Below are 15,753 nucleotides of genomic sequence, written 5' to 3'. Positions count from 1 at the left end.
GCCAATAGCATAACATGGGCCAGGGGGTCAGGTCCCCTGGCCCAAACAAAAAAAGAGCCAGGGGGTCTGTCCCCTTGGCTCTTCGCTACAAGAAAGCCGGGGGGACAGACCCCCTGGCCCAAACAAAAAAAGCCAAGGGGTCTGTCCCCTTGGCTCATCGTTTCAACACACTCTTAAAGTGAGTAAACGTATCAAAGCTTGCTTTCCCGTGATAGGCTCCCATGCCGCTCGCGCCTACGCCTCCGAATGGCAGGTAATGGGACGTCATGTGGTTGATGGTATCGTTGATGGATCCCCCACCGAAGGAGATTGTGCCCAGAATTTGGTCCTGTACCGATTCGTCATTTGAGAAAAGATAGAGAGCAAGCGGTTTAGGGCGGTTCATGATCGGCTCAATGATCTCGTCCAGGTTATCATAGGTCATAACAGGCAGGATCGGTCCGAAGATTTCATCTTGCATGACGGAATCATCCCATGAAATGTTATCCAGAATGGTCGGCTCAATGATGAGCTCGTCGCGGTTATGCTGACCACCTGCCACAATGCTTCCGTTATCAAGGAAGCCGACAAGGCGATTGAAATGCCGCTCGCTGACAACATGTCCGAAGTTCGGGTTCTCCACGATATTCTCACCGAAAGCCGCACTGATGACTTCTTTGAACTTGTTCATGAGTTCATCCTTCACACTGCTGTGTACAAGAAGATAATCCGGTGCCACGCATGTTTGGCCGGCATTCGCGAATTTACCGCGCGCAATACGCTGTGCAGCTTCATCCAGGTCAGCATCTTTATGAACGATCGTCGGGCTTTTTCCGCCAAGCTCAAGCGTCGTTGGCGTGAGATGTTTGGCCGCCGCTTCCGCTACGATCTTCCCAACGCCTGTGCTGCCTGTGAAGAAAATATAGTCAAAGTCTTCTTTCAGAAGAGCTGTGCTTGTTTCCACTTCCCCTTCCACCACCCGAAGATATTCTTCAGGGAAGTTGTCATTAATCATTGCAGACAGCAGGGCAGATGTTTTCGGCGTAAGTTCAGATGGCTTTAACACAGCTGTGTTCCCAGCGGCAATCGCGCCTACAAGTGGTGTCACGGCTAGCTGGAACGGATAGTTCCAAGGTGCAATCACCAGTGCGGAACCATATGGCTCAGGCTGAACAAAGCTTCTGGCACCCTCGTGAGAAGCTGGTGTCGGCACTTCCTTCGTTGCTGCCCATTCTTCTAGATTTTCCACCATATAGTCAATCTCGCTGATAACTAGTCCAACTTCAGCTCGCTTCGCTTCAAGCTCAGACTTATTCAAGTCCTGCTTAACAGCATCAAAAATATCCTGTTCGTGCTTTAGCACAAGGGATTTTAATGTATTTAATGTGCGGAGTCGGAATGAAACGCTTTTCGTTTCTCCTGAACGGAAATAGGCGCGTTGTTTATTCAAAAGCTCTTGGTAGTTTTCCATCATGAACACTCCTTTGTATTGTATACTCTAGTGATTTTATAGCTTGGAACCAAAGCTTAATGGGAATGATTTCTCCTATTCACATATGGCCTTGCCCATTAAATTAATGCATTTATTGTTGACTCGACATACTATAGTACAGATATTTTTTATAAGCAAGGAACCTGCCCGGGCCAGGGGGTCGGGTCCTCTGGCCCAAACTCAAAAAGAGCCAGGGGGTCTGTCCCCTTGGCTCTCCCGGCCACCGGGACAGACCCCCTGGCTCAAAAAACAAAAAAGCCAAGGGACCTGTCCCCTTGGCTCCCTCATCTCTAGCTACGCATTAATGCACCGTTAGGCTTGGGCAAATCCTGCTCGATTATTTGATTCATCTTACAAAAATGCTCAAAAAATTGCTGTGCATGCTCCCGTTCTTTTGGGTCACTTTTCAGCGCGACTATATCACGCAAAGTTTGAGCCATCCATGAATTTTCAAAATAGCGGTATTTCCCTGTATTCCATGTCATTTTTTGAGGAGATTTTTCATTCACATAATAATCCCAGAAGGGCATCTGTTCCGATTCCTCTTCTGTAAGCTGGAGTCTGTATGTTGAATGAGCCGGAATATTTCCATCTTCACAAAGCTTGCCAATAAACTTCTCCTTCACCATGTAGACACCTAAGATGCGTCTGTCTTTTTCAGGCTTACTGGGATCTACTGCTGTCAGCAGAACAGCACTATTTTGGTGCAGGCGGCTGGGTTTGTTTGGCTTCCCCTTATTATTGCCGCTTTTAATAACACCAGAAAAAACCTTCCACTCTGTAAAAGAACGATCCTGTTCTTCTGCATCACACCAAAAAACCATTTGTGATTCCGGATGAAGCTTATGATTTTTCATCAGTTTTTCATATCCCAAGCGGAGTTCCTGACTTTTCCGATATCGATTCTTTTCTTCTTCCTTCTTCCTGTCTTCTTCCCTACGCTCATTTTCCTTATTTTGTATAATCGCATCGAGTGATTTAGAAATCATTTCATCATGCAGTATCAAGTGCTCTCCAAATACATCAGGGAAAACAAACTTCTTCTTTTCCGATGCGAAATGTATCACTATACTAGTATCATTATGTTCAACTATACTCCCCATACCAAACAGCTTGTGCGTAACCTTCTTATTGATTAGATTCATTATTCTAATCCTCCTTATATTGTAGAAAAACCCAGATGCTGTTTTTCATCCGACTATCTTTCCTAAAAGGCTGCACAATTGTTTAAGTTTCCTTCAGTTTGAAAAGGAAATAAAAAAAGTATCCGAAATTCAATCTGCAAAACAATACAGCGAAATCCCGGATACCATTAAAACATTTGTAAACCTATTATAACATTTATTGGATAAATTAAAAACAAGCCAAGGGGACAGACCCCTCGGCCCAAAAAGCCCCAAGTAAGCCAAGGGGACAGACCCCCCGGCCTAAAAAGCCCCAAGTAAGCCAAGGGGACAGACCCCCCGGCCCAAAAAGTCCTAAGCAAGCCAAGGGAACAGACCCCCCGGCCCAAACTCAAAAAAGAGCCAAGGGACCTGTCCCCCCGGCTCATCACATAAATCCAGAAAACCACAACCCCAACGTAGTCCCTACATAATTCCCTATAATATACCCTAACGTCCCAACCACAAGAATCGGCCCAATCAGATCCTTCCATCCTTTTGCAATAGCCATGGCTGCTGCAGTTGTCGGCCCGCCCACATTCGCATTGCTGGCCAGCAGGATTTCTTCAAGGTTATATTTTAACAGTTTTCCAGCAGTCAATGACACGGCCAAGTTCACTACCACAATAATGAATACAAACACCAGCAGCAGCGGCGCATTTTGAACAATCAGCGGAATGGATGCCGGAATGCCAATCACCACAAAGAACAAGTAAATGAGGAAAGTACCAATTTCCTGGCTTCCGTTAATCGACTCAAAATATCTCGGAAACAAGGCAAGTGCCAAGAAAGTTAACGTTGTCAGCATCAAGTAATTGTCACCGAACAATCCATTCAGCAGATTTAAAAAGAAAGAAGTATCCTCCCCGGAAGGTATCAACCCATCCATGAATGCGGCGATTTTAAAAGAAACCACCACAAGAAGGAACGCAGTCCCTACAGACAACGCAATATCCTTCAAAGATATATCCTTTCGCTCCCAAAAGCTTTCCGCAAGTGTCTTCCCTTCTTCTCTGACTCCTCCGCTTTCCACTTTCTCCACGTGCGGTGCCCTAAAGCGCCGTCTAAAAAAGCCCATGGCCGGAATCATCATCAAAACGATAAAGTAAATCGCCATCATCAGGTTGTCTGCGACCACTGCCGAAGAAACCATTTCTCCAGGTGCCTCAAATTTAGCTGCCATGGCTGCAAAGTTCACCCCGCCGCCAATATAGGAGGCACTAAGCATGGCGCCGAGCTTATCCAGGACCGGTATATGATCCTTCAATAAAAAGAAACTGATCATCACTCCTGCAACCGTACCAATCGAACTGATCAGAAAAATAATCAGCAGCCTCCCGCTTTCCTTCCAAATCCTCTTAAAATTCACATGAAACAGCAGCAGCGGAATGGCGAGCGGAATGATAAAAGTCCAGATCGCATCATACACTGGCGACGCTGTCGGAATAATTCCGGTATTAGATAGAATAATAGCCCCAATCAGCGCAATGATTGCACCAGAAATCTTCGCCGCCCAGCTGTAGCGCTGCTCCAGAATTATACTCGCCGAAGCCCACACCACAATAATCCCCCACAGCGTCACATAATCATCGGCTTTAATCAAAGTATCCTCCAAAACTTCGCCCCCTTTTCACATTTTTCGACTAAAAATATATTACTATGACGAGCTGAAAATTCAAAATATTTAAGCCGCAGAGTTGGCTTCCCCGGCCGAGCCATGGGGTCTGTCCCCCCGGCTCAAACCACAAAAAAAGCCAAGGGACCTGACCCCTTGGCTCACTTTTCCATCTGCACCGTCTCATTAACTCCTGCTTCTTCTGCATCCTGCCCAGTAATCCGCTTCAGCATGAAGACGGCTTTCTTTGTAAAGCTGCCGCTTTCCCAATATTCGGCTGCTTCTGCCTTTACCTTGATCAGCACAACGCTCGGATCGTCATAAGAAGTCTGCATAATCTTCTCATACATTTTGCTCCACAATTCCTTCTTCTTCCCTATATCCTCAACAATTTCCGCTCTGCCGCGGACAGAAACATAGGATTTGCCTGCATATGCAACATTCACATCTTTGTCATGTAAAATCTCTTCATATTTATCTGTCTCTTTTTTAGTAAAAAACCATAGGTCCCCATCAAACTCGACCTCCTGTGTTTTCATCGGGCGTGAAACGAGCCCTTCCTCAGAGACCGTTGTCAGCATGGCCGTGTCCACGTCTTTGATTAACTCTCTCAGCGTTTCCATTTCTTCTTGTTTTAGCATATTTAACAGTCCTCCATCTTCTCAAAGTTTATAAATATATATTACCCTCCACACAATCTTTTAAAGCATCGGTCTGAAAAGCTAGAAATAATAGCCGGAATTCTATAATATGATTATTGAGACAATTAAAATAATTCAAAGGGGTAAGGGGAGCTATTTCATGACACAGGAAGTAAAAAGCAATTATTATAAAGAATTAATCGATCTCCAGGATGCGGAAGGAGTTGAAGCGCAGCTTCAAGCTTTACTTGAGGTGCCGATCGATTCCGTTTCTGACCTTGAAAATTGGCTGAAGGATGAAAAGGAATTAGGAATTAAAATTGATGAAGCCATGACAGGCCACCAGGTTGATTTTTACCGAAATACCGAAGATGCGGACATTAAGTCGACTTATCTTCACGATCAGCAGGTCATTCAGCCGCTGCTAATGAAATATGAAGCCAAAATGAATGAGAAATTCTGTGAGTCACCTTATGCTGCTCAATTGGATGACAAGCGCTACGGTTTAATGCGCCGTGTCCGTGAGTCCAAGGTTAAACTTTTTAGGGAAGAAAACATTCCATTGATGGTAAAAGAGCAGGAGCTTTCTACAAAGTACAGCGAAATCATAGCAGGGCTGACCGTTGAATGGGATGGCGAGGAAAAGCCTTATCCATTTATCCAGTCCCAGCTCGATAATCTGGACAGAAGCGTGAGGGAAAAAGCTTATTATGCCATGCTGGAAGCCCACCGACAAATCAAGCCAGATATGGACAGCATCATGGACGAACTCGTTCAGCTGCGCCACCAGATCGCTTTAAATGCAGGCTTTGAGAATTACCGCGATTATATGTTTGTGGTAAAAAACCGCGAGTACACGATCCAGGATTGCTATGACTTCCATGAAAATGTTGAGAAGCATATCATCCCTGCCTGGAACCGCCTCGCAGAGGTTTTCAAATCCAAGCTTGGCGTTGATGCCTATCGCCCTTGGGATAACACCGCTAAATTGATGAAAAACCCGCCATATACCGAAGTGTCAGATCTGATGGATGGCGTTTCTGAAATGCTGGGCAAGACGGATCCGTATTTTGCAGACCGTTTCGATTATATGAGAGAAAATGGGCTGCTGGATCTAGGAGACCGGAAAGGCAAAAGCCCAGGCGGTTTCTGCACCACCTTGTCAGTTTCAGGAGATACCTTTGTGTTTGCAAACTTCAGTCCATCCTTCTTCTCGCTGATCGCCCTTATCCACGAAATGGGCCATGCAGTGAATGGATACCTCGAGTTTGCTGAGCACGGTCCGCTGGAAGAACACCAGCACCGCATGGAAGTCGCTGAACTCTATTCCCATGGGATGGAACTGCTCTTACTCGACAAGCTCGACCGCTTCTATCCAGAAGAAGAAGACTTCAAGAGCGCCCAGCGTGAAGAACTGAGACGGGCATTCACCATGCTATACGGCCCATTATCAGGCGACCTCTTCCAGCATTGGATGTACACCAATCCAAATCACACCGCCAAAGAGCGCGATGAAAAATACTTCGAAATCGCAAAACGATATGGCCTAAGCCCTGTCGACACATCCGGTCTCGAAGACGTAATGGGCATCCTTTGGGCAGACACCCTGCACTACTTCCAAGTGCCTTTCTATAACATCGAATACTCCATCTCCATGCTTGGCTCTCTGCAAATCCTTGAGAACTATCACAACAACCCAGAGCAAGCCGTGGAATTATTTAAAAAAGGCGCAAGTGCCGACTACAATCAATCCATCGCCGATATCTATAAAGAAACCGGCGTCAGCTTCGACTTTTCCGAATCCGCCGTTAAAAGGATGGGTGAGTTTTTGGAGAAGGTTATTCAGGATATTCACTGAGCCACGGGGACAGACCCCTCGGCCCATTCACAAAAAGAGCCACGGGGTCAGACCCCCTGGCTCTTTTCTACTACGGAGGTAAACATGAAAACTCACTACTATTTAGGCTGGTTTAATAAACATTTTCCAGAGAAGCTGAGCAAGCTGCTTCAGGAAGATATAATTGATAGAAAATCGCTTGTTATGATCAGCTCAAGTCCATCTATTTATGAAGAAATGGGCGCTGCGGAACGCTCGTGGCTGGACCAGGCCGGCATTGTATTTGATGAATACCACCTGATTAATTACCGTGTCCCGAAGAAAGAAGCCCATACTTTAATTAGTAATGCTTCAGTCATTTTCTTATTGGGCGGAAATACCGTTGAACAAAATAAGTTCCTCGCAGGATATGAGCTGTCGGATCCTATTACAAAAAGCCGTGCCACTGTTATGGGAGCCAGCGCTGGTGCGATTAATATGTCTGCTAAATGGTTATGTTCAAAAAACCTTGGCTATAACGTCGAAGTCAGCACTCTGTACGACGGAATCGGCCTTGGCGATTTTGCCGTCCTTTCTCATTTTGATCTTGAGCATAACCTCGCGCTCGTTCAAAATGAACTCTCCCCCTTATCCGAGGAAATGAATATCTATGCTTCAAACAAAGACTGCGCTGTGCGAGTTAAGGGAGACAAAATCGATATTTTAGGCACTGTCTATTTGATTTCCCGGTCAAAGATTGAGAGATTGGATGAGACGCTTTAGCTGCCGTGAGCCATGGGGACAGACCCCTTGGCCCAATCTCAAAAAGAGCCAAGGGGTCTGTCCCCATGGTTTTCACAAAAAATGTGGAGTGATTAATATGAGGTTTTTAAGCTTCATTTCATGTTTACTATTTGTTTCTGTTTTAGCCGGATGTATTGGAGAAGACTATGATTTTTCCCCGCCAACAGTTTCCCTATTTAATCCTGATGATATTACCCATGAAACAGCACTAGAAGAAGCGAATATTGAGTGGGACTTCGACGAACAATACAACAAGAAAACGGATGATGTTCAAGCATTAGCTAAAAAACAAGAAGTGATGCACTTTAATTCGGGACAAAAAGTTCAATACATCCTCGAAGCTGGCCATTTTGATTCTGATGGAGTCAGTGTTTCCGTTTGGAAAAACGACAGTGAGACAAAACTGAAATTAGAAAAAGGGCAATCTTTCTACTTACCTGAAGAAACCGGTGAATATGTGATAGTGTTTGACCTCGACACAGACAAAGGCGCTGCCCAATATGTTGGAAATATTGTCATAGAGTGAGCCACGGGGTCTGTCCCCCTGGCCCACCCACAAAAAGAGCCACGGGGTCTGTCCCCCTGGCTCCCTATGGTTCAATACCCGGAAAATCAATAATGAATTCCGTGCCCACCCCTTCTTCGCTTTCTACTCTGATTCTCCCTTTAAAGGAATGGATGATTTGGTAGCTGACCATCATCCCGAGTCCTGTCCCTTTTTCCTTAAGAGAATAATAAGGCGATCCAAGACGCTGAACCTGTTTCGGGTTCATGCCGATTCCCTGGTCCTTGACGGCGATCCTGATGTGTCTGTCGGCGGTTTGATGGCATGATAGCGACATGGTCCCGCCATTCGGCATGGACTCTACTGCGTTTTTTAAGATATTGAGCAGGGACTGGTTCAGCTTCTGGGGATCTGCTTTTATCCAGCAGTCATCCTGAATGTCGGTTTGAAATTCAACCTGCTGATTCACGCTGAAAGTTTGAATCAGCGCTGCTGTACGTTTTAAATGTTCACTGACATTGACGGCTCTATCTGTACTGCTGGAAGGTTTTCCGAAAGTGAGAAAATCGTTGATGATTTCATTGGCCCGGTCTAGTTCTTCAATTGAAAGCTTGATGTATTCTCTTTTGGGATTAGGGAGATCGGGGTCATCAAGGAGCTGCAGAAATCCCCTGGTCACCTGCATAGGATTGCGGATTTCATGGGCAAACACACCGGTGAGTTCACTGATCACCCTGAATTTTTCAGAGTCCTGGACCTTCAGCCTGAGCTGGTGGTTCTCACGGATTTTCTCAACTAATACGGTACAGAACCACGTCACGGCAACGGTAAAAAGCAGATGAATACCCTGAACTTTCAACACGTTGGTAGAGAAGCCATTCATGATCCCGGACACCGCCATGCCGCAGAGACAGTAAAAGAACGATAACCCTGTCGAAATGATAATCCTTCGATCCTTATTCACACGTAAAAATAATCGCTGAACCGACAAAATGACGGGGAGCGTAATGATTGACACCATGACAGTCGTCAAAAAACCCATGCTGATTCCGAAAGACAGGCGGTATAGAATGATCAGGGCTGTCAGAAACACACCGGACCATACTCCGAGGTACAACGTTCCGAATAGGAGAGGGATAAACCGGATATCGAGCCGCGCCGCTTCGGCGTATTCCACAGGAAAGGACATGCACAATAAGATAGACACTCCCCACAAAAGTGTCATCAATATCTTAATGGACCGCTCCTCTTTTACCTTCTCCAGAATAAACGTAAAATAACTGAAGATCGGAATAACCATGAGTGTCAACTGCAGCAGGAAATCTTTCACTATACTCATCTGGGCACCATTCGCCTTCTGTTCAATGTACTTATATTTTAACAAGAACTCACACATTTTGGGTATTATTGTCTTTTTTTTCGAGCCAGGGGGACAGACCCCCTGGCTCAGCCTCAAAAAGAGCCAAGGGGTCTGTCCCCTTGGCTCATCAGAAAATTGAAACTATACCCTCAGTAAAACGTAAATAAAGATAATAACATTCTCCGGAGGGTGAATATGGATAATCAGCGGGTTGATGAACTTAACAATTTTCTCGAAGAAATCAGACAAAAAGCTGATGAAAAAACGGCTGCGAAGCTTGAATTGGATAAATGCAAAAGAATCATACAAAGGCTAAGTTCCTTTTCATCAGATTGCGAAAAATGTGATCAGCTTTTTTTAGGTTTAGAAAATCACCTGATCCGTCTAAAAAGCAAAGCAGAACATCTTACAGAAGGTGAGGTTAAACATCATAAAAAACTAATTGGCACCATTAGCTCCCATCTGCAGAAACAGCACAAACTGGTAACGCAAGGGTATTATCTGGCATTATATATGTCCATTGGCATAAGTATTGGTACAGCAATTGGCCTTGTTGTATTTGATAATCTGGTACTGGGCCTGCCGCTGGGAATGTGTATTGGTATAGCAATTGGCACAGGGCTGGATGAGGATGCTAAGAAAAAGGGGCTGACCCTTTAACTTCTGAAGGGTTTGCTGCAAAGAAGCCTAATCCTCCTTATTTTTACCGAGGAATTAGGCAGAGTTTATTCAAAGTCACGTTAACTATATGGATTAATTCCTAATGTTCCTGTAGTGGATAAATCTTGCTAAAGCACCTATTTGTTCAATACAATCTTCCACAGATTAAACTAATTACAGAAATACCGTCTCTTTTCAAATAGAACATCTGCCTATTTTGGCAGCTGATCTGCAACATTGTCTCCTATTCGGAATTCGGAGACATATTCAGTTTAATAATAAACACTTGGAAACAATTCAAGGCTGTATACTCGATTTCAGTCTGGCTATTATCACATACACAATCTGAGATAGTAGAAAAAATCCTGAGAAGGACTTTGTATGTGTCCAGTTATGTAAAATAAACATTCCTCCTTTAACAAATAGGGGCTCAAAAACATAAGCAAACAATGCCGACCCCAGCACAGACAGAATAAAATAACTATAATACCTTTTAGAAAGCTGGTAAATAAACATAAATAAAACAGGAATGACTGTAATATCTGCCGGAAACAAAGGAGGGACCATCGGCAACAATTTGTCTGGGTATCCCCATAGGATCAATTCTCCGCCAATGACATCAAAAAGCGAAGCCGCAGCTGCCCAGATGAGTCCATAGCTTAAAATTTCAAATGTTCTCTTTTTATCGCGAAAGCTAAGCCATAATATCCATGGGATAATTGTGGCTGCGAGTAATACCCACCATTTCCAAGTGAATAAATCATCTTGGATCCAATGTTTAAAAGCCACTTCTTTCAATAATTCTCTAGCTTCTTTAACATCTTCATATGATGGTTTCATGCCTTTTCAACCCCTACCCTAAATCTACACTTATCCTTTCCGATACTATATGCTAATATCCATATCCTCTAGGAGCTAATGTATTTTCTTACTCACTAGCCTGTCTCTAAGTTTAGGAAAACATATCGGATACCAGTTATTAACAAACGAAAAGGTTAAAATCCAATCGGTTAAAGAGTTAATTAAGCCACAGGGTCAGACCCCTTGGCCCGTTATAAAAAAGAGCCAAGGGACCTGTCCCCCTGGCTCTGGTCATGTAAGCACAGGGTCAGACCCCCTGGCTCTTTTCGCGATTGCAACATTCCCACCCACTTTCTAGGAAATATATGCTAATATCACCCTATCAACCTCATTTCACTTACAAAAAAATTCTTAGGGGGAAGTAAGAATGGAATTGGTCAACAACTTCTTAAAAGGCCTGAAGGAACATCTATCACCAGAAGAGTTAGAGGAACTGCATAGAGCATCAGGTGCTGCCAAAGAGTACCTCACCACACTTCAATTACACTATCCAAACTGCCCGGAATCACTCTTAAATCTCCTCAAAAATATCGATGGCACGTACTTCAGAAAATATGGCGAGGACCAAATTGCCATTTGCATTCTAGGATCCGATGTTGAAGACGGGACATATCCCTACTATCTGCTTTCCACTCAGCAGATGCTTGAAAGCTCAAAAGAAGAGGTGGACATCTCCTATCTGTCCGAATACGAAGAAGAGGGCGTCGACCCAAAAATCAATCCAGAAAGCCTTCTCCCTGGCACCTATCTCCACTTTTCGGATTGTATGAATAATGGCGGAACATCCAGTCTTTACATTGACTTCAATCCCACTGACCAAGGAGTCTCCGGCCAAATCATCCGCTTTCTGCACGACCCGGACGAATTCAAAGTGATTGCTAATTGCTTTGATGAGTATTTGCAGGGGTTGATTGATAATGGGTTCCGATATGTTTATGAGGAAGAGTAATCATAGGAAAGCAGCTTTAGGAATAAGAGTGCCTCTACTTTTGTAATATTTGTCTCTCACCGAGGGTGTATAGAGCTGCAGGAAAAAGCAAAAAGAGCCAAGGGGTCTGTCCCCCAGGCTTCAAAATAGAGCCAAGGGGACAGACCCCCTGGCTTCATTAAGCATTAGGGAAAAGACGCTGAAGGGATGCTTTCATCTCTGGCTTTACATTGATTTTTGGCCGGGCGGCCTTCGCCATTTCTTCTGCTTCCCCGATCGTCTTTGCTTTCCCTAAAGAGAGTAATGTACCGATCGCAACGGTCCCTGTACGATTGCTTCCGCCTGCACAGTGGAAGTATACTTTTTCCCCTCTATTATAGGCATTTACCACATGCTCAACAGACTGTTTAATTGATTCATCCTGCTGCTCAGCATCATCTACAATGGGGCTGTGAGTCCGCTCATAGTCCGCTTCTGGAGCTTCTGCCCGAAGATCGAAAATCACATCTGCTTTTTCATTTTTCATCATTTCTTCTACATCATCTGCTCCGCCAATGTAGATGCGATCTTTTATTAGTTCATGATAATTTTTTGTCATGCTGTTCCCGCCTTTTTTGCTCCATTCATTTGTTGCCGTTCCTTCCAGATATCGTTCGGCATCAAGTGCTGCCATGCATCCTGTCCCTGCAGCTGTAATTGCCTGGCGATATCTCTTGTCCTGTACATCTCCGCAGGCAAAAATGCCAGGGATATTGGTTTCTGCTGTACCAGGGATAACATTAATATAGCCTGTTTCGTCTGTTTCGATTTGCCCGTTGAGAAATGCTGTGTTTGGTGTATGTCCAATCGCCATAGGGCCGGGTCATTTTAATAAAATAAGCATGTACTTATATGAAGGGTAAAAGGATAGCCAAGAGAGTAATTTCTCTTGGCTATTTTCTTTTTACTTGCCAGTTTCGGCAAAAGTTTTGATGCGGTCGCCGATTTCGTCGCGTACACGCTGGAAGAAGGCCCATTTTTCTTCTTCTGTTCCTTCTGCTTTGGCTGGATCGTCAAATCCCCAGTGTTCGCGTTTTACATGAGGAGGAGTCATCGGGCACTTGTCAGCTGCATCACCGCAAAGTGTTACAACCAGGTCCGCATTGTTTAAAATTTCAGTGTCAATGATATCAGAAGTCTGATTGGAGATGTCGATGCCGGCTTCCTTCATGGCCTTTACAGCATTAGGATTTAAACCATGTGCTTCAATTCCTGCACTGTATACATTCCACTCATCACTCAAATGCTGCTTAGCCCATCCTTCTGCCATTTGGCTGCGGCAAGAGTTTCCTGTGCATAGAAAGTAGATTGTTTTTTTAGTCATGTTGAGATTCTCCTTTTAGGTAAGTTTTTTAGATGATCAGCAACCAAATATATAAACCAACTAATGTGATGAACAATGTTGGAATGGTTAGAACAATTCCAGTCTTGAAATAGGTTCCCCAGGAGATTTTTACTCCTTTTAGAGACAATACATGCAGCCACAGCAGGGTTGCCAGAGATCCGATAGGTGTAATCTTCGGCCCCAGATCAGATCCAATGACATTGGCATAAATCAGTGCTTCCCGGATCACTCCACTGGTATCCGTGTCAGCAATGGCCAGTGCGTCAATCATAACGGTTGGCATATTATTCATCACAGATGAAAGAATGGCTGCAATGAAGCCCATCCCGATGGTTGCCGCAAACAGCCCCTGGTCAGCTGTCATTTGAATCACATCGGCCAGCACATTGGTAAGGCCTACGTTTCTCAGCCCGTATACCACTACATACATTCCGATGGAGAAAAACACAATTGCCCAAGGTGCCCCTTTAATGACTGTGCGGGTATTCACGGCTGGACTCCTGCGTGCCATTAATAAGAAAAAGATGGCAACGACACCGGCAATGATTGAAACAGGCAATCCAATGAATTCACTTGCAAAGTAGCCAATTAACAAGATTGCCAGTACAAGCCATGACAGCCGGAACATCTTGCTGTCCCTAACCGCTGCGGAAGGTTCCTTCAGATGGGATAAATCATAGTTCTTCGGTATGCTTTTTCTAAAGTATAAGTACAGGACAATGATGCTTGCTGCGAGTGAAAAGAAGTTTGGAATAATCATTCTGGATGCAAACTCCACAAACCCGATTCCAAAAAAGTCAGCCGAAACGATATTAACAAGGTTGCTGACTACCAGCGGCAATGATGTTGTATCGGCAATAAATCCGCTCGCAATGATGAAAGGAAAAACCATTTTTTCATCAAACTTCAAGTTTCTGACCATTGCAAGAACAATGGGTGTCAGAATCAATGCGGCTCCGTCATTAGCGAAAAATGCTGCAACCAAAGCACCCAAAATGGAAACATAAACAAACATTCTTACTCCGCTTCCTTTTGCTGCTCTTGCCATATGCAGAGCTGCCCATTCAAAAAATCCAATTTCGTCCAGAATCAGCGAAATAATAATGATTGCAATGAAAGCAAGCGTTGCATTCCAGACAATGGATGTCACATCAATCACATCATTGAAGTCAACTACTCCTACAATCAAGGCAAGAATAGCGCCCCCACATGCAGACCAGCCAATCGATAATCCTTTCGGCTGCCATATTACCAATATGAGGGTTGCCAGGAATATCAATGATGCCAAAATTATTTGAGTCAAAACATGCTACCCCCCTCTTACTCACAAGAAATTCTTAATCCCTGTTCTTCAAGTTCTTTCAATTTATAATCCTGACTCGGAAGGTGATCCAGTACATCCTTCACCAGCGGGTAGTAGTCGCTCGCTTTGTTCAGAGAATAAATGATCCACTGGCCTCTCCTGGCCTCCCTTACCACATCTGCATCCTTTAGCTTTCGGATATGCTGGCTGATGGCAGGCTGGCTCATTTTAAAAATCTCAACAAATTCACAAACGCAGCAATCATTATTATCCAGGATCTTCAGCATAGTTAACCGCGTTTTATCACCCAATAATTTTAAGATGCTGGCAGCTTTTTCAACTTCAACTGTGGACACTTTCAACGTCTATTCACCTCCCGCTTTACGATATCAATATATAATAATTCACTTATATATGCAACAGGTTTTGATTTTTTTTAAAACTTTACTAATTTTAATATGTTCCTTTTCAGGTTGTTCATTCATAATACTTTTTGTACTTCTTCGTCGCCTTTTTTCTGAAGCTTATTCTTTTGGGGTCTGGGAATATCCCATCTCATCACCCTTTATTAATTTTAATCACGATATATTACCGTATCCCTTCTTCAACTGAACTGCCCTTTTATTTTTAAAAAAACAGCCGCCTAGAATTGGCAGCTGTTTTTGGACATAAGCACCTATAGTTTATATTACAATAGACAGAAACAACATCTCGATATTCTTAATTACTAACTTCCCCTTGATAGCCTTTATCTGCTGTCAAGAATCGATCAAGCTTAATAAACCCTGTGAAGATGAACAGTGAACCAAGAATATTACATATAACCCTAAACCAATGGACAATTTTAAATTCCTTCACCGTTTGCCCAAGGAATTCTATTGAATGGAGGTCCGCACCTTCAATAAACATGATTTCATTCCGCGGCCATTCAAAAAGAATGGAAGCTGCCCCTTCTAATATGATTGCCAGCAGGCTGAGGAGCACCCACTTTCTTGCAGATTTCACTTTCCGCACAAAAATTCCTGCCAAAACGCCGGTCAGTATACTTACAAAGCCCAAAGGCGGAAAATAAGTATGTGGACTAGCAACTGCCATCCAGTCCATGGACTGCTCCAATGAAAATGGTACGTTATGAAAAATATTTGGATACACCATAAACGTATTAAGCAAAATGCTCCCCAAAATAATCCACTGAATCCAAAGGTGGGATAAAACCGTATAATACCCTACTTTCTTTGCCAT

The 15,753-nt window shown here is 43.9% G+C and carries 16 protein-coding genes and 1 pseudogene; 5 read left to right on the top strand and 12 right to left on the bottom strand.

Going from position 1 to position 15,753, the window contains the following annotated elements:
• Window positions 1-154: 154 nt before the first annotated feature.
• From N288_RS04045 to N288_RS04030, 4 genes are all read right to left on the bottom strand, one after another.
• Complete coding sequence (locus tag N288_RS04045; protein ID WP_022543416.1) at window positions 155-1,450, bottom strand: aldehyde dehydrogenase; 1,296 nt, start codon at window positions 1,448-1,450, stop codon at window positions 155-157.
• 311 nt (window positions 1,451-1,761) lie between these two features.
• On the bottom strand, window positions 1,762-2,616 hold the full coding sequence (locus N288_RS04040; protein WP_009792020.1) for a hypothetical protein: 855 nt from the start codon (window positions 2,614-2,616) through the stop codon (window positions 1,762-1,764).
• A gap of 406 nt (window positions 2,617-3,022) precedes the next feature.
• Window positions 3,023-4,249, bottom strand: a complete 1,227-nt coding sequence (locus N288_RS04035; RefSeq protein WP_009792021.1) for a DUF819 family protein — start codon at window positions 4,247-4,249, stop codon at window positions 3,023-3,025.
• Window positions 4,250-4,410: 161 nt separating this feature from the next.
• Window positions 4,411-4,899, bottom strand: a complete 489-nt coding sequence (locus N288_RS04030) for a pyridoxamine 5'-phosphate oxidase family protein (RefSeq protein ID WP_035401611.1) — start codon at window positions 4,897-4,899, stop codon at window positions 4,411-4,413.
• A 151-nt stretch (window positions 4,900-5,050) separates the two neighbouring features.
• Between N288_RS04030 and N288_RS04025 the strand changes: the two genes are divergently transcribed.
• The 3 genes from N288_RS04025 to N288_RS04015 all read left to right on the top strand — a co-directional run bounded on the left by N288_RS04025 (window position 5,051) and on the right by N288_RS04015 (window position 8,036).
• A complete protein-coding gene (locus N288_RS04025; protein WP_022543415.1) occupies window positions 5,051-6,748 on the top strand; it encodes a M3 family oligoendopeptidase in 1,698 nt (565 codons plus the stop codon).
• Window positions 6,749-6,832: 84 nt separating this feature from the next.
• Window positions 6,833-7,489: a Type 1 glutamine amidotransferase-like domain-containing protein gene (locus N288_RS04020; RefSeq protein ID WP_009792024.1), complete on the top strand. Its 657-nt coding sequence runs from the start codon at window positions 6,833-6,835 to the stop codon at window positions 7,487-7,489.
• A gap of 97 nt (window positions 7,490-7,586) precedes the next feature.
• Complete coding sequence (locus N288_RS04015; protein ID WP_022543414.1) at window positions 7,587-8,036, top strand: hypothetical protein; 450 nt, start codon at window positions 7,587-7,589, stop codon at window positions 8,034-8,036.
• Window positions 8,037-8,100: 64 nt separating this feature from the next.
• Here the strand turns inward: N288_RS04015 and N288_RS04010 are convergent, their stop codons facing one another.
• Window positions 8,101-9,354, bottom strand: a complete 1,254-nt coding sequence (locus tag N288_RS04010; RefSeq protein ID WP_022543413.1) for an ATP-binding protein — start codon at window positions 9,352-9,354, stop codon at window positions 8,101-8,103.
• 216 nt (window positions 9,355-9,570) lie between these two features.
• Between N288_RS04010 and N288_RS25480 the strand changes: the two genes are divergently transcribed.
• Window positions 9,571-10,035: a hypothetical protein gene (locus N288_RS25480; RefSeq protein ID WP_009792027.1), complete on the top strand. Its 465-nt coding sequence runs from the start codon at window positions 9,571-9,573 to the stop codon at window positions 10,033-10,035.
• A 297-nt stretch (window positions 10,036-10,332) separates the two neighbouring features.
• Here the strand turns inward: N288_RS25480 and N288_RS04000 are convergent, their stop codons facing one another.
• Window positions 10,333-10,875, bottom strand: coding sequence for a CBO0543 family protein (locus N288_RS04000; protein WP_009792028.1), 543 nt, complete (start codon window positions 10,873-10,875; stop codon window positions 10,333-10,335).
• 388 nt (window positions 10,876-11,263) lie between these two features.
• Between N288_RS04000 and N288_RS03995 the strand changes: the two genes are divergently transcribed.
• The gene (locus N288_RS03995; protein ID WP_009792029.1) at window positions 11,264-11,845 is read left to right on the top strand and encodes an SMI1/KNR4 family protein; all 582 of its coding nucleotides are present in this window, start codon (window positions 11,264-11,266) and stop codon (window positions 11,843-11,845) included.
• 157 nt (window positions 11,846-12,002) lie between these two features.
• Here N288_RS03995 and N288_RS03990 read toward each other — a convergent pair whose 3' ends face one another.
• The 6 genes and pseudogenes from N288_RS03990 to N288_RS03970 all read right to left on the bottom strand — a co-directional run bounded on the left by N288_RS03990 (window position 12,003) and on the right by N288_RS03970 (window position 15,753).
• Window positions 12,003-12,422, bottom strand: a complete 420-nt coding sequence (locus N288_RS03990; RefSeq protein WP_035401769.1) for a protein-tyrosine phosphatase family protein — start codon at window positions 12,420-12,422, stop codon at window positions 12,003-12,005.
• A gap of 15 nt (window positions 12,423-12,437) precedes the next feature.
• Window positions 12,438-12,677: pseudogene (locus N288_RS24570) on the bottom strand (FAD-dependent oxidoreductase); the annotation flags it as partial.
• 90 nt (window positions 12,678-12,767) lie between these two features.
• Entirely contained in the window at window positions 12,768-13,187 is a 420-nt protein-coding gene (gene arsC, locus N288_RS03985) for an arsenate reductase (thioredoxin) (protein ID WP_009792031.1), read from the bottom strand.
• Window positions 13,188-13,215: 28 nt separating this feature from the next.
• Window positions 13,216-14,511 carry an arsenical efflux pump membrane protein ArsB gene (locus N288_RS03980; protein ID WP_035401616.1) on the bottom strand — a complete coding sequence of 432 codons (1,296 nt, stop codon included), beginning with the start codon at window positions 14,509-14,511 and terminating at the stop codon, window positions 13,216-13,218.
• Between the two features lie 17 nt (window positions 14,512-14,528).
• Window positions 14,529-14,873: an ArsR/SmtB family transcription factor gene (locus N288_RS03975; RefSeq protein WP_009792033.1), complete on the bottom strand. Its 345-nt coding sequence runs from the start codon at window positions 14,871-14,873 to the stop codon at window positions 14,529-14,531.
• Between the two features lie 358 nt (window positions 14,874-15,231).
• Window positions 15,232-15,753, bottom strand: coding sequence for a hypothetical protein (locus N288_RS03970; protein ID WP_009792034.1), 522 nt, complete (start codon window positions 15,751-15,753; stop codon window positions 15,232-15,234).

Origin of the sequence: Bacillus infantis NRRL B-14911 (assembly GCF_000473245.1) — a bacterium.
Lineage (GTDB): Bacteria > Bacillota > Bacilli > Bacillales > Cytobacillaceae > Bacillus_AB > Bacillus_AB infantis.
The sequence above is the reverse complement of the archived record's forward strand: the minus strand, read 5'-3'. Positions and strand labels throughout refer to the sequence as shown.

What these genes read in the sequence shown, in the direction of transcription:
- N288_RS04025 (WP_022543415.1), top strand. Translation starts at nt 5,051, where the DNA reads ATGACACAGGAAGTAAAAAGCAATTATTATAAAGAATTAATCGATCTC.
- N288_RS04045 (WP_022543416.1), bottom strand. Translation starts at nt 1,450, where the DNA reads ATGGAAAACTACCAAGAGCTTTTGAATAAACAACGCGCCTATTTCCGT.
- N288_RS04015 (WP_022543414.1), top strand. Translation starts at nt 7,587, where the DNA reads ATGAGGTTTTTAAGCTTCATTTCATGTTTACTATTTGTTTCTGTTTTA.
- arsC (WP_009792031.1), bottom strand. Translation starts at nt 13,187, where the DNA reads ATGACTAAAAAAACAATCTACTTTCTATGCACAGGAAACTCTTGCCGC.
- N288_RS04010 (WP_022543413.1), bottom strand. Translation starts at nt 9,354, where the DNA reads ATGAGTATAGTGAAAGATTTCCTGCTGCAGTTGACACTCATGGTTATT.
- N288_RS04020 (WP_009792024.1), top strand. Translation starts at nt 6,833, where the DNA reads ATGAAAACTCACTACTATTTAGGCTGGTTTAATAAACATTTTCCAGAG.
- N288_RS03990 (WP_035401769.1), bottom strand. Translation starts at nt 12,422, where the DNA reads ATGACAAAAAATTATCATGAACTAATAAAAGATCGCATCTACATTGGC.
- N288_RS04040 (WP_009792020.1), bottom strand. Translation starts at nt 2,616, where the DNA reads ATGAATCTAATCAATAAGAAGGTTACGCACAAGCTGTTTGGTATGGGG.
- N288_RS03970 (WP_009792034.1), bottom strand. Translation starts at nt 15,753, where the DNA reads ATGGCAAAGAAAGTAGGGTATTATACGGTTTTATCCCACCTTTGGATT.
- N288_RS03995 (WP_009792029.1), top strand. Translation starts at nt 11,264, where the DNA reads ATGGAATTGGTCAACAACTTCTTAAAAGGCCTGAAGGAACATCTATCA.
- N288_RS04000 (WP_009792028.1), bottom strand. Translation starts at nt 10,875, where the DNA reads ATGAAACCATCATATGAAGATGTTAAAGAAGCTAGAGAATTATTGAAA.
- N288_RS25480 (WP_009792027.1), top strand. Translation starts at nt 9,571, where the DNA reads ATGGATAATCAGCGGGTTGATGAACTTAACAATTTTCTCGAAGAAATC.